The organism is Bradyrhizobium sp. RDM12 (genome assembly GCF_051917485.1).
Taxonomy (GTDB): domain Bacteria; phylum Pseudomonadota; class Alphaproteobacteria; order Rhizobiales; family Xanthobacteraceae; genus Bradyrhizobium.
This window is the reverse complement of record NZ_CM133064.1, coordinates 6,119,397-6,132,111: the sequence shown is the minus strand read 5'-3', so window position 1 is coordinate 6,132,111 and position 12,715 is coordinate 6,119,397. Positions and strand designations below refer to the sequence as shown.

14 protein-coding genes and 3 pseudogenes are annotated in these 12,715 nt (G+C 61.5%); 12 read left to right on the top strand and 5 right to left on the bottom strand.

What is annotated here, in order from left to right:
• Positions 1-19 precede the first annotated feature (19 nt).
• On the bottom strand, positions 20-142 hold the full coding sequence (locus ACTGJ9_RS30065) for a hypothetical protein (protein WP_456674019.1): 123 nt from the start codon (positions 140-142) through the stop codon (positions 20-22).
• A 240-nt stretch (positions 143-382) separates the two neighbouring features.
• Between ACTGJ9_RS30065 and ACTGJ9_RS30060 the strand changes: the two genes are divergently transcribed.
• The gene (locus ACTGJ9_RS30060; RefSeq protein ID WP_409192442.1) at positions 383-706 is read left to right on the top strand and encodes an antibiotic biosynthesis monooxygenase family protein; all 324 of its coding nucleotides are present in this window, start codon (positions 383-385) and stop codon (positions 704-706) included.
• A 35-nt stretch (positions 707-741) separates the two neighbouring features.
• On the opposite strand, the pseudogene ACTGJ9_RS30055 reads toward ACTGJ9_RS30060, so the two are convergent.
• Positions 742-1,674: pseudogene (locus ACTGJ9_RS30055) on the bottom strand (IS256 family transposase); the annotation flags it as partial.
• A gap of 66 nt (positions 1,675-1,740) precedes the next feature.
• On the opposite strand from ACTGJ9_RS30055, the gene ACTGJ9_RS30050 reads away from it, so the two are divergent.
• The 6 genes and pseudogenes from ACTGJ9_RS30050 to ACTGJ9_RS30025 all read left to right on the top strand — a co-directional run bounded on the left by ACTGJ9_RS30050 (position 1,741) and on the right by ACTGJ9_RS30025 (position 6,576).
• Entirely contained in the window at positions 1,741-2,196 is a 456-nt protein-coding gene (locus ACTGJ9_RS30050) for a nuclear transport factor 2 family protein (RefSeq protein ID WP_456674018.1), read from the top strand.
• Between the two features lie 3 nt (positions 2,197-2,199).
• Positions 2,200-2,894: pseudogene (locus ACTGJ9_RS30045) on the top strand (efflux RND transporter permease subunit); the annotation flags it as partial.
• A 331-nt stretch (positions 2,895-3,225) separates the two neighbouring features.
• Complete coding sequence (locus ACTGJ9_RS30040; protein ID WP_456674017.1) at positions 3,226-4,263, top strand: hypothetical protein; 1,038 nt, start codon at positions 3,226-3,228, stop codon at positions 4,261-4,263.
• A complete protein-coding gene (locus tag ACTGJ9_RS30035) occupies positions 4,238-5,083 on the top strand; it encodes a Fe-Mn family superoxide dismutase (RefSeq protein ID WP_456674016.1) in 846 nt (281 codons plus the stop codon). Before ACTGJ9_RS30040 ends, ACTGJ9_RS30035 begins: the two co-directional genes overlap by 26 nt.
• A 111-nt stretch (positions 5,084-5,194) precedes the next feature.
• A complete protein-coding gene (locus ACTGJ9_RS30030; RefSeq protein WP_456674015.1) occupies positions 5,195-5,791 on the top strand; it encodes a hypothetical protein in 597 nt (198 codons plus the stop codon).
• A 41-nt stretch (positions 5,792-5,832) separates the two neighbouring features.
• Complete coding sequence (locus ACTGJ9_RS30025; protein ID WP_456674014.1) at positions 5,833-6,576, top strand: TSUP family transporter; 744 nt, start codon at positions 5,833-5,835, stop codon at positions 6,574-6,576.
• 84 nt (positions 6,577-6,660) lie between these two features.
• On the opposite strand, the pseudogene ACTGJ9_RS30020 reads toward ACTGJ9_RS30025, so the two are convergent.
• The 3 genes and pseudogenes from ACTGJ9_RS30020 to ACTGJ9_RS30010 all read right to left on the bottom strand — a co-directional run bounded on the left by ACTGJ9_RS30020 (position 6,661) and on the right by ACTGJ9_RS30010 (position 9,100).
• A pseudogene (locus ACTGJ9_RS30020) lies at positions 6,661-7,469 on the bottom strand (ABC transporter permease).
• Entirely contained in the window at positions 7,466-8,062 is a 597-nt protein-coding gene (locus ACTGJ9_RS30015; protein ID WP_456674013.1) for an ABC transporter ATP-binding protein, read from the bottom strand. Before ACTGJ9_RS30015 ends, ACTGJ9_RS30020 begins: the two are co-directional and overlap by 4 nt.
• Positions 8,063-8,065: 3 nt before the next feature.
• Positions 8,066-9,100: a Cj0069 family protein gene (locus tag ACTGJ9_RS30010; RefSeq protein WP_456674012.1), complete on the bottom strand. Its 1,035-nt coding sequence runs from the start codon at positions 9,098-9,100 to the stop codon at positions 8,066-8,068.
• Between the two features lie 333 nt (positions 9,101-9,433).
• Here ACTGJ9_RS30010 and ACTGJ9_RS30005 point away from each other — a divergent pair, with 333 nt between their 5' ends.
• From ACTGJ9_RS30005 to chrA, 5 genes are all read left to right on the top strand, one after another.
• Positions 9,434-9,688, top strand: coding sequence for a hypothetical protein (locus ACTGJ9_RS30005; protein ID WP_456674011.1), 255 nt, complete (start codon positions 9,434-9,436; stop codon positions 9,686-9,688).
• Between the two features lie 50 nt (positions 9,689-9,738).
• Positions 9,739-9,972, top strand: coding sequence for a hypothetical protein (locus ACTGJ9_RS30000; protein ID WP_456674010.1), 234 nt, complete (start codon positions 9,739-9,741; stop codon positions 9,970-9,972).
• 14 nt (positions 9,973-9,986) lie between these two features.
• Positions 9,987-10,889 (top strand): DUF1259 domain-containing protein, encoded by a 903-nt coding sequence (locus ACTGJ9_RS29995; RefSeq protein ID WP_456674009.1) that lies wholly within the window; start codon positions 9,987-9,989, stop codon positions 10,887-10,889.
• A 267-nt stretch (positions 10,890-11,156) separates the two neighbouring features.
• Positions 11,157-11,525 carry a hypothetical protein gene (locus tag ACTGJ9_RS29990; protein WP_456674008.1) on the top strand — a complete coding sequence of 123 codons (369 nt, stop codon included), beginning with the start codon at positions 11,157-11,159 and terminating at the stop codon, positions 11,523-11,525.
• 15 nt (positions 11,526-11,540) lie between these two features.
• Positions 11,541-12,692 (top strand): chromate efflux transporter, encoded by a 1,152-nt coding sequence (gene chrA, locus ACTGJ9_RS29985; RefSeq protein WP_456674007.1) that lies wholly within the window; start codon positions 11,541-11,543, stop codon positions 12,690-12,692.
• Positions 12,693-12,715: the final 23 nt, after the last annotated feature.

Sequence of the window (12,715 nt, the reverse complement as noted above, 5' to 3'; positions counted from 1 at the left end):
CTGCCAACGATCGGCTAGTCTAGTCTTCGTCTGGCTCGCGCACGGCCGGCGGTTCGTCGTCGAGGTCTTCTTCTTCTTCTTCTTCTTCTTCTTCCTCATCGTCATCTTCATCTTCATCAGGATCGCGGGGGCGGCATCGCATTGCCGATGATCACGAGCGAACTCCGGTCAATCAACGCAGGAGAAAAGACCTCGAGGGTGTGTTGCTTCATGTTGTTCCTCCTCAGAAAATGCCAACGACCGGATGCGAAGACCTGACCACGGATTGAGATGATACCCGATTTGAACTCTTGCTACCGCTTGGGCGTTCAAACCTTCGGAATGAGCATCATTGGAGGCGGAGGGAGCTCAAGAGCAACCTGAGCCGAGAAGGAGTGGCCCCATGGCCCGTATTCAAACAGGTAATCAGATAGTCACGCAGATCACCATCGTCGAAGCCGAACCGGCCAAGCAGAAAGAGGCGCTCTCGCTGATGGCCGATCGAGCCCGATTCATGGCGCGCCAGCCGGGCTTTGTATCGATCAGCTTGCATCGAAGCCTCGACGGTCGGCGCATCGTCAACTACATCCAATGGCAAAATCGCGAACAGCTGCATTCTGCCCACCAATCGCCGGGGTTTCGCAAGGAGTGGCGCAAGTTTGATAGCTTGACCGATCAAATCGATCCCCATCTCTATGAAGTTGTCGAGATTCTGGGTGCCGCCTAAGAGCTATCGCCAAATTTTGGTGACGGCCGGGCCGGTCAGGCGGCGGCGGTTTTGGGCTGACGGTCGGTCGGCTTGGCGACGACCTCGATCCCGTCGTTGAATGTCACACCAAGAACGAGTTTTGGCAACTGGTTGTGGCCATCGAGACGACGCCAGCTTTTGTGCGCGGCCTCAAGCAGTTTGAAGACCATCGCGAGCGCCGTCCTGTTGGATAGGCAGCCTTTCGATCGGATAGTGCGGTGGCGCACGGTGGCGAAGGTGCTTTCGATGGGGTTGGTCGTCCGCAAGTGTTTCCAGTGCTCGGCCGGGAACTCGTAGAAAGCCAGCAGCGTGTCCCGATCCTTGTTCAGGCAGTCTGCCGCCTTTTCGTATTTCAGCGCGTAGCTCTCGATGAAGGCGCCGAACGCCAGCTCGGCGGCGACCTTCGTTTCAGCCATCCAGATCTCCTGCAACGCGCGTTTGGCTTTCGGCTGCTGGCTCTTCGGCAACTTGGCGAGCACGTTCGCGGTCTTGTGCACCCAGCAGCGCTGCTCGCGCGTTTTCGGCCAGACCTCGCCGGCAGCTTTCCAGAAGCCGAGCGCTCCATCGGCGATGACGAGCCGCGGAGGCACGGCGAGCCCGCGCCGCTTCAGATCACGCAGCAGATCGCCCCAGTCGTGCGCGCTCTCGCGGGAACCATCGGTGAAGCCGACCAGTTCCTTGCGGCATTCCGGCGTCGCACCGATCAGCACCAGGATGCGCTGCTTTTCGTCTTCGAGCCGCGCCTCCAGATGGATGCCATCGGCCCAGATGTAAACGTAGCGCTTCGCCGACAGATCACGCCCCTGCCACGCGGCGTGTTCGTCGATCCAACCGTCCTTCAGCCGACCGATGGCGGATGCCGACAACCCGGCAGCATCCTTGCCGAGCAGCGCCGCCAGCGCCTCCGAGAAGTCGCCGGTGGAGATACCCTTCAGGTAAAGGATCGGACCGTCGCTGAAAGCCGGAGCAACTGAAGAGTCTCAATCGTTCCGCGCCAGCCGCTGGAGAAGCACATGTACAGCTACATCGTCGAGCAGGAAATCCGAAAGACCTTCGACCATGTCAACAACCATCGCTGGGACGAAGCGGTGAAGGCGGTCGCGCCGTACATCCATCACCGTGTTTCCGGCAATCACGCGCTGGGCGAGGAGCGCCACGACAAAGCGGCCCTGCGCCGCTGGTTCGAAAGGCTCGGACGCGTCCTGCCCACTCTCCATATCAGGGTCAACAACGCCTGGGTGAAGGGCGGGCCCTGGAACACCACCGTGTTTGTCGAGTGGGACGGCACCGCAACGCTACTCGACGGCGCCGGCTCGTACGTCAACCGCGGTCTCCACGTGTTCACCCTGCGCTGGGGCAGAGTCCATGCACTCGAGGAATTTCAAGATTCACAGGAAGCCGCCCGTGGGCTTGCCGCCCAAGCGGCAGCTGGCCTCAAGGAAGCTGCCGCCCAACCAATCGTAAGTTAGCAGATGAACCTCAATCTTTCCGCGATCGCGGTTCGCGAACGGGCCGTCACCCTGTTGTTCATCTTTCTGCTGGCGGGTAGGCGCCTACGCCTTCTTCATGCTTGGACGGGCGGAGGATCCCTCCTTCACCATCAAGACCCTGACGGTTACGACGGTTTGGCCGGGGGCAACGGCGCGTGAGATGCAGGACCTCTGGCCGAACCGCTGGAGAAGCGGATTCAGGAGCTGACCTGGTACGACCGGGTGGAGACGACCACACGGCCGGGTTACGCCCATATGACGGTTACGCTGAAGGACAGCACCCCACCATCCAGCGTGCAGGAAGAGTTTTATCAGGCGCGCAAGAAGCTCGGAGATGAAGCCCGCAACCTGCCGCCCGGGGTGCTCGGCCCTTTCGTCAATGATGAATATTCGGACGTGAGTTTCGCCCTTTATGCCCTCAAGGCGAAGGGTATGCCGATGCGGGAGCTTGCGGGGCAAGCCGAGACCTTCGCCAGGATGTTCTGCATGTGCCCGGCGTCAAGAAGATCAACATCCTCGGTGAACGTCCCGAACAGATATTCGTCGAGTTTTCCTATGCCAAGCTCGCAACCCTCGGCATATCAGCGCAGGATATCATTGGCGCCTTGCAGCGGCAGAACACCGTCACGCCGGCGCAGCGAAGGATGGATCCGCGCACCGCGCGACTGGCCATCCGCTCCGCCAATAGGGGCGCCGACTTCTGTCTCCCGCTGTGACATTCGGTCTAGGCCTGCTGCGGTACCTGGATGGATGATAGGAGGAAGATGATCGGGCCACGCGCTCGATGAGCCCAGACACCACGGCATGTATTGCATTTCTCGCTTCGCTGGATTATGACGTGCCTAGGGGAAATGCAGTCGCCCCTTGAGGCTTCGGTCCAAGAACTGTGCATCGCTCGACTTGTCGAGGAATTGCACACATGGACGAAAGGCGGCCTCCCACCCTCCCATTGATTTTCTTTTGCCGTCTGCTTCTGAGCGGACGTCTGGCGATGTCGATCAGGCGCCAATGGCGCCAGCGAAGTCTGACATATTCTCGGCCGTCCGGCGGCAAAGCCTTTCCGGACAAGACGAGCTTTGCCGAGCCGATCTCGCGGGCGGGACTTCGGTCGCCGTCTATTACCGGGATGAGGCGGAAGTACGCGACGGGTTCTTGATTGCGCTGCGCGCAATGGGGCTTGCCGATGCCGAACGGCACTCCAGAATCCGCAACGCCTCCCGTCGGGAGGACAAAGCCGTGAGGGCGCTCTATTTCGCCTACCTGCTACCGATTTGCGTGCTCTTGTTTGCGCGCGGACCGATGGTATCGCGCAGCTCTTCCGATGCCGTTACGTTCCATACGGCAGGACGGCTTGCCGATTTTGATTTTGGCGCCTCCGGCGACGGCGGTCCGCCTAAATGGTCGATCATTGATAACGACGCCGGTCGAGGATTGGCGCGGACCGGCCCAGAGCCAAGCGATAGCCGCCTAGCGTTCGCCTGTTACCGGCCCTTCTCCGGACGTGACGTCTACGTGTCGACGCGCTTCCTGACCAACGGCAAGAACGACCAGGCGGCCGGCCTTGTCGTTCGGTTTAGATCGGCTGAAGAACACTGCGCAGTACGCGCCGACGCAATCGAGAACAGCGTCACCCTGTACCGCGTCGCCCGCGGACGGCGAGAGATGATCGGAAGCATGGACATCAACGTGTCGGGCGAGGCGCGGCACACACTTGGTGTCTCGGCGAACGGGGACCGCTTGCCAATATTTTTCGACGGCAAGGAGCTTTTTGTCGCGACTGACAAAAGGTTTCCGGGCCCACGCGGGAAGGTCGGCCTGTGGACGCAGACCGATAGCATGCCCCTGTCCGAAACCTTCGAAGTCTCAATCATCCACTGTTGGAAAAATTCAGACCACCAAAGGAGAATTGCGATGCGCTACCAACTGGCACCGCTTCATTGCCGACCCTGGACGCTGAACGGGATCTCCGCCCGCCTCATCGAAAGCCACTACGAAAACAACTACGGGGGCGCTCAACCGTTTGAACGCCATTTCCGAGGAGATTGAGCGCCTCGATCTCGGTGACGCTCCAAACCCATCTCTTGCCCGGCTCAAGCGCGACGAGATTGTCGCGCTCAATTCTACGCTTCTGCACGAATTGTATTTTGCGAGCCTCGGCGGCGACGGGCGCGTGGTGCCGGACGACCTCGCAAGCGGCATCGCAAAGGATTTTGGATCCGTGGATCGCTGGCGCCAGGAGTTTGTCGGCATCGGGTCCGCACTGGCAGGTGGCTCGGGCTGGGTGTTGCTGACCTATGTTCCGCGCGACGGACGGCTCATCAATCAGATCGCGTCGGAACACAGTCAAAGCATCGCGGGCGGCGTCCCGATCCTCGCCCTCGATATGTATGAGCACGCTTTCCACCTGGAATTCGGCGCGAACGCCAGCGCCTACATCGCGGCCTTCATGCGCAACATCGATTGGTCCGCCGTAAAGCAGCGTTATGAGGATGCCATCAAGGTCGCGCCTCCACGGCCGCTCGAGCAAAAGGAGTTTGGCGACGTGCCGTCGATTTCCGTCGAGGAAGTCCGCGACATGATGAAGTCGGGGACGCCGGTTCAGATCATCGACACGCGGCCGAAGCACTACACCACGAAGGCCCAGGACATCATGGACGGCGCCGTGTGGCGCGACCCCGAACGCCTCGAGGACTGGATCGGCACCCTGTCAAAGACCGAGCCCGTCGTCACGTTCTGCGTCTACGGCTTCCACATCGGATGTCAGACGGCTTCGGCGCTGCGCAAGGCCGGATTCGATGCCCGCTACATGGCCGGTGGACATTACGCGTGGAAGGCAATCAAAGGTCCGGTGAAGCTCTTCGAGTGACTTGGAATTGGACCTGATCGGTTCGATAGCACACGTACCCGCCCAATGCTTCACCCGCAACGCCGCTGGGCCATCATCGGAACCATGATTTCCTTCATTGGAGTAAGTGACATGTCGAACCATGCGATCAGCTTCGAGAGCACGCAGACGGGTGTCGCGCCCGAGGGCTGGACCTCGACCCTAACGGGCTCGGGCGCCCCAAAATGGACGGTCGAAAGCGACGAGACGGCACCGTCGAAGTCGAAGGTGCTCAAGCAATCCGGCCGCGCGACGTATCCCCTGCTGCTGAAGAACGACAGCAGCATCAAGGACGGCTTTGTCGAGATCAAATTCAAGGCCGTCGCGGGATCGCAGGACCGCGCCGCCGGCGTCGTCTGGCGCGCGAAGGACGCGAACAACTACTACGTGACCCGGGCCAATGCGCTCGAGGACAACGTCGTTCTTTACAAGACCTTTGACGGCGTCCGCAGCCCGCTCGACATTGTTGGCCGCAAAGGAGGGTACGGAATCGGAGTTAAGGTATCGGCCGACGCCTGGCACAGCCTTCGCGTTGATTTCAGCGGCTCGCGCTTTCGCGTGTCGTTCAATGGCAAGCAACTGTTCGAGGTAGAGGATACCACCTTCGTCGATGCCGGCAAGGTCGGGCTGTGGACCAAGGCCGACAGCGTGACGCTGTTCGATCAAATCACCTTCGGCGAAGCGAAATAAGACCGGTCGACGAGGGGAAAACGCCCTGGAGGGAGCGACCGATGGATGGAATGTTTCTGGTTCTTTTTTGTTTAGCCGCCTTTGCCGGCGGCTTGGTCAGCGGGTTTTCTGGATTCGCGATGGGGCTCGTCGTGTCCGGCGTATGGTTGCATATCATCACGCCGGTCCAGACCGCGGCACTGATTGCGGGATATGGCCTGCTCACGCAGGGTTACGGCATCCTGAAACTGCGCCAAAGGCTGAACTGGCGGGCCATCTGGCCGCTGTCGCTCGGCACGACGATCGGCATCCCGATTGGCGTGCTCCTGCTGACCTACATCAACCCGCTCTACATGAGGCTCGGCGTCGGCGTGCTGCTGGTACTTTACGCGATCTACAGCCTGGCCCGGCCGGCGTTCAAGCCGATGAAGATTGGCACAGCACCCGACATCGGCATCGGCTTCGTCAACGGCTTAGTTGGCGGACTGACCGGACTGGGAGGCGTCGTCTCGACCATCTCCTGCCAATGGCGCGGCTGGAAGCGGGACGAGCAACGGGCGGTGTTTCAGCCGGTGCTGTTCGCGGCCTTTGTGGTGATCTCGATTTCGATGGCCGTCACCGGCGCCTTCACTGCGGACACCGTCAAATTGTACGGGCTCGGTCTACCGTTTCTGCTCGTTGGCCTCTGGAGCGGCTTCAGGCTGTACGGAAAGATCGACGACGAGGTGTTCCGCAAAGTGGTGCTGATACTGATCCTGCTTGCTGGCCTTTCGCTGATCGTGCCGGCCCTGCTTGCCAAACCGTGAGGATGCATCTCGCTGAAGACGGCGACGGACGGGAAAATGACCGTCAATCCCGCGCCGGCAAAGCAAGCGCGTCGAACGGTCTCGTCAGGTCGTCACCCCTGCGCTCGCAATTCGGTCGAGACGTAGCCGGTGTCGACGATCGGTCAGCAGGCGTGCGCCTCCCAGAACGGCAGCAAGAGTTCCAAATCCGGTGCCACCGGCGATCAGGAACATGATCAGCAGTTGATATTTTACTGCATCGACCGGCTCGACGCCCGCGAGGATCTGACCTGTCATCATCCCCGGCAAGGAAACGAGGCCGATCGCCGCCATGCTGTTCATGATCGGCATGAAGCCGCTTCTCAGTGAATCCCGTATGATCGGCAGCAGGGCTTGGTGCCGGGTGCCGCCGAGCGCAAGGCAAGCTTCGACGGCGGCTCGTTCGCGCACCACGCTGTTTGTCAACATGTCCAAGCCCAGGCCTATTCCTGTCATGGTGTTGCCCAGGATCATGCCGAGCAAAGGCAGCGCATAACGCGGATGATACCAAGGATCGGGCCGTAGCTCCGTCAGGAGCGCGAACATCGTGACGGTACCGGCGGCGAGTAGCGTGCATGCCGCGCCCAGGCCGTACTTCCAAACCCCGCAAGGCGCCGCTTCTGCCGCGCAACGATTTCTCGCGAGGCGAAGAGAACCATGATGAGGGCGGCGAGGGCGGTCCAAAGTGGCGATACCGCGGCAAACAGGAACGTCAGCACATATCCAACGAGGACGAGTTGAACCACCATGCGTACACTCGCGATGGCCAGTTGCCTTTCGAGCTTGAGGCGGAGAACAAGCGAGAGAAGGCCATCCATGACGACAAGGAGCGCGGGTAGGGCAAGATCACTGTACGAAAGCTGGATGTAGGTCATGGCCGCTTTTCCTCGATGCCACCATGGGGGCCCATCAGGAATATCCGCGATCCGACCCGGCGGGCCTGAGCGTTGTCGTGGGTACTCCAGATGACGCTCGTTCCATTCGCAATGCGCTCGGCGATCAGGGATTCAACGGCGGCGGCGGATGCCGAGTCGAGCGCCGAGGTTGGTTCGTCCAGCAGCAGCACGCGCGACCGCAGCATGAGCGCCCGCACAAGCCCCAATCGTTGTCTCTCGCCCGTGGAAAGTCTCTGAATCGGCCAAGGTCCGCAGTCGGTCGGAAGCCCCAGGCGCTCGACGAGCGGCAGGGCATCATCCCAGTTTGTGAAGTGCTCTTGCGCGGCGTCGGACCACCAGCCGGGCTCGGCGGCGAGATAAGTCACCCGCTTTCGCCAGGCCGGCGCGGGCATCGCCTCCTCCAGTGTTTCGTCAAGCTTGACCGTTCCTTCGTTGGGGTCGAGGTCCGCGATGGAGCGAAGCAGCAAGGTCTTCCCGACGCCGGACGGTCCCTGCAGGGCGACGCATTCGCCGTCCTGCAAGTCGAATGAGACGCAGAGGTGCAAGCGCTTGAGCGCGCTGACCGCCAGCATGCGTCAAAGCTTCAGCTGCAGCCGATCGGCGACCCGTCGGGCGATCTCGGCCGGCGCCTCGGCTGGGTACGGATGCACAGAGCTGACGTTGATCTCGCCGAGCACGTAGCTGTCGCCCCCGTCGGCCTGGACGGGGCCGAGCATGAAGTCGGCATCCCAGATCGCGGGCAGGTCACCTCGCGCGATGTCCAGCAACGAGGTCAACTGCGGCGTCCACTCCTCTTCCATCAGGCGGCGCAGCCGCCGGAAGCGCAGGTCTGCGTTGGAGGAGTAGAGCCGCGGCCCGGCCTCGCCGCGCGCGGCCGGCGAGTCGACCAGGGCCTTGACCTTATGGTGGCCGAAGCCGGCGCAGCGGTCGCCTGCCATATAGCAACGCACAACGCCCTCGCTCACGCGAGGCTGGAACGCCTGGTCGATTACGCTGCCGTTCGCGAAATACTCCACGCAGCGACGGAGAAAATCATCCAGCGTCAGGTCCTCGGGCGTGTCCTTGGTCGCATCCAGCACTCTGATCATCGGGGACGTCGGCAAACTTTCGACCTTCCACACGCCCTGGCCACCGTTGCCGCGATTGCGCTTGATCACACGCGGGCCGGCGGCGAGCCGCGTCGGCAACTCGGCGCGCATCGCTCCGGCGGTCCGATAGAGCGCCGTGTCGCTTCCCCAGCCCATCGCGCGGGTGCGATAGAGCACCTCCTTGGTGCCCATCTTCAGGATCACATCGGGATGGGCGCTGACCCAAACGCCCCGGTTAACGACGTCGCGCAGCATGGCGTCCAGACTGACGCGGTTTCGACCGTTTTGAATCGGGTTGACCCAGACGAGCACGCCATCCACCGCGAGCAGTTGCTCCCGGACGGCGTCGGCGAAGCTTTCGTCGTAGATTGCGGGTTGCCCTTCGACGCCGACGGCGGCGAGCGCTTCGAAGACGTCGACGAAGCGGCCGTTCTTCGAGGTGGCATCTCGACGCGCGGCAGCATCTCCTCGCGATAGGATGGCGACGGTACGTCGGGGAAAGGTTTGTGTTTCGGTATACATGCGCAAGCTCCACGTATTGCGTGCTGCGCAGAACTTGGACCGAAGTCTCGCCGGGAGTCTGCTTCATCCCGCTTGGTCAGTCTACGGGAGGTCGCTTGGCACCATCAAGTGCCCGTTCTCTTTTTGGATGGAAAGGCGCCCCGGCCGAGGATCAATTTCGTTCCATTCGGCCGCTAAAAAATTCGTGATGTCGGTGCGGCATTTCATGGAATCGTTCGGCACAGCCAGGTTGACAGCCCTGCCATCCGGGTTTTTATTCTCGCTACGGGGATGTGCGATCTCCCCGCGAGGCGTCATGCCGAAGAATCGCGTCCTGATCACCAAGGGCGCAGCATGTCAGCATCGTGCACCTTTATTTCACCCAACATACTGTCTCCATCGGTAGGCACTGCGCCCGCGCCGACGCTCATCGATGGGCGCACCGATGAGAACTTTTCGGCCGACCCGCACCGATTCCTGGCGGCGTTCGGCGCTCGCGACGACCTCGAACAGTTGAACGCCGATTACCCGCTCTACCACGCGTTCTACCGATGGTGCCGCGACGGGACCAAGGAGACGCACAACTGGCCGACCAAGAAGGTCAGGTGAGGCCGGACGCAGGAAGGACTTCTGGGGCAGGGACAACCAGGAGATCAGACATGCGAACATCGACGATCTATCGGGCAACGCTCTTCGTGGCGCTTGCGGCGGGGCTCTCGCCCGGCCACGCCCTGAGTCAGGACGAACTGGTCGCCAAGATCCAGGCAGTTGGTTACTCGCAGGTGAGAGACGTCAAGTCCACGGCCGAAGGCACTACCGTCAAGGCGGTGAAGGACGGCAAGCCGGTGACGCTCGTCGTCGACAGCGGCGGCCAGATCAAAGAACGAAACTGAGGTGGAGGAGTACGATGAAACGCACAGTCTGGCCCCTGATCGTGATCGGCCTCGCTCTCGGCTACCCATCCTTCGTCGACATGGCACGCGCGCAAGCGATCGATTGGCAAAAGGTCGACGAGACCCTCGGTAGGAAAGCAGCGGTCTCCGAGGATGTCCATCGCTACGGGTTCCCGCGCAGCGACCTATCGGTGACCTTGGACGGGGTGACGATCAAGCCTTCCCTGGCACTGGGCGGCTGGGTCGCGTTCAAGCCCCGACACGGCGGCGCGATGGTCATGGGGGATCTTGTGCTGCTCGAGACCGAAATCAATCCCGTGATGGCGAAGATGATCGAGAACGGCCTCGAGATCACCGCCGTGCACAACCATCTGCTGCGGGCGAGTCCGGCGACGTTCTACATGCACGTCGCCGGCCACGGCGACCCCCTCAAGCTGGCCTCGGCGATCCACGATGCGTTGGCCGAGAGCAAGACGCCGTTGACCGTCGGGGCGCCGGCGAGCCCACCGCCCGCGGTCGATCTCGACACGGCCAAGCTCGACCAGATCATCGGCGTGAAGGGCCAGGCCAACGGCGGCGTCTACCAATTCAACGTCAAGCGGCGAGACCCGATCACGCAGGACGGCATGCCCTTGACCCCCGTCGGCCCGATGGGGGTCGCGATCGGGATTAATTTCCAGCCGACCGGGGGCGGGAAGGCCGCCATCACGGGCGACTTCGTGTTGACCGGCGACGAGGTCAACCCGGTCATTTTGGCGCTGCGGACACATGGCATCGAGGTGACCGCCCTGCACAGTCATATGCTGGACGAGCAGCCGCGGCTGTTCTTCATGCATTTCTGGGCGAATGACGACGCCGTCAAGCTGGCGGAGGGCTTGCGCGCGGCGCTCGACAAGACCGCCAGGACCAAGAGTTAGCAAGACTTGACTACTCCGCGCGCCGGACAGGCTGGCGCGGGATGAGGCGTTTCAAAAGACGAAGATCGAATGCGAAATCTGGTCCTTACGTTGTCGCTACTGACGGGCCTCGTTGCGCTGAGCGCTGCGGCGCAGGCTCAAACGTCCTGCAAGATATGCGCGGAGCAGCAAAAGGCGTGCATGAAGAACTACGCCGGGCCGGCCTGCAACACCGAGTACCAGATGTGCCTCAAAGCTTGCAAAAAATGAGAGGCTGAGTTGGGTAGTTTGCGTTCCATCGCGATCCTTGCCGGCATCGGGAGCCTCGTTGCTCTCGATGCCGCATTCGTTGACGCTGAAGGCGTCCACAAGCTGTCCGGGGCGCAAGTCCGGGCGAAGTTCGCGCGGATGCAGCTTACCGACGAGGTGCACTACCGTCTGGCCTACGAACGCGACGGCACGCTGCGCAGCTTTACGTTAGGGGTGAAGAAGCGCGGCAAGTGGGTCGTCGATAAGGACCAGCTTTGCCTCTACCTCCAGGAGCCGGTTGACGGCTGCTTTGAGGTTGCACGGTCAGGCAAGACCTTCACGCTGACGACCGCCGGAGTGGAATCGCCCCTGGACGGCATACTTCAGCCCATTTCCGATGCGCAATAAGAGGGGAGTTTTGACATGACAACGACCGCAGTACCCGAGCGTGGCCGGATGGGCGAACTCGCGCTCTATTTCCTGCGGCTCGGTTTTCTCGGTTTTGGCGGACCCGTTGCCCTGGTCGGCCAGATGGAACGCGAGTTGGTCAATGACAAAAAGTGGCTCAGCAAGGAGCAGATGCGAGAGTCCATCGCGATCTGTCAGTCGCTTCCCGGACCTCTCGCGATCCAGGTCGGCGTCTACATCGCCTGGCTGCGCTGCGGGTTTTGGGGCGCGTGGGTAGGAGGCTGGTGCTTTATCCTACCCAATTTCGTCATCGTCGCGTCTCTCGGCGCGCTTTATGTCTATCTCGGTGATCTTCAGCCGGTGACTGCAATCTTCTACGGCGTAAGCCCAGCCGTGATCGCGCTCATTCTGCATTCCTGCTATCGGCTGGCAAAGCTCGGCATGGAAGACTGGCTTCAATGGGTGATCGCAGCGGTTTGCTTTCTGGTGACGATCATCCTGCAGGCCGAGGGCGCGCTGCTGTTCATCGGCGCCGGCATCGTTGGCATTCTCTACTATGGTCGTCTGTTCAAGCGAACGCCCGCGGTGTTTCCCATGGTGGTGGCGGTGGTGCCGGCGGCCCCGATGGCACCGGTCGCGACGGGATCGACGCTTGGCAAGCTCATGCTGTTCTTCCTGAAGGCAGGTTCGTTGACCTTCGGCAGTGGGCTCGTCATTGTGCCGTTCCTTGAACAGGGGCTGGTGCAGCAATATGGCTGGCTCGACGAACGTCAATTCCTGATCGCTGTCGCCATCGGCATGATCAGTCCCGGACCGGTCGTGATCACGGCGACTTTCGTCGGCTATCTCGTTGCGGGATTTTGGGGCTCGCTGGTATCCACCATCGGCATCTTCTTGCCGTCGTTCCTGCTGGTTCTGATCGTTGCACCCATCCTGGCGCGGCATCGAGGCAACGCCAATATCCAGGGTTTTGTGAAGGGCGCCTACGCTGCAGCGATCGGCACCATCCTGGGGGCTTGTGTGCTGCTCGGAAAGATCGCGATCGGCGACTGGCTGACCGTCTTGATCGGCGTGGTCTCACTCGCCGTGCTCTTCCGCTGGAACGTGAGTAATCCGATGCTGATTGCCTATCCGCTGCTGCAGCCCGCGTGGGTGATGGTGAAGTGATCGCTTAATTTAGGGCAGGGGGC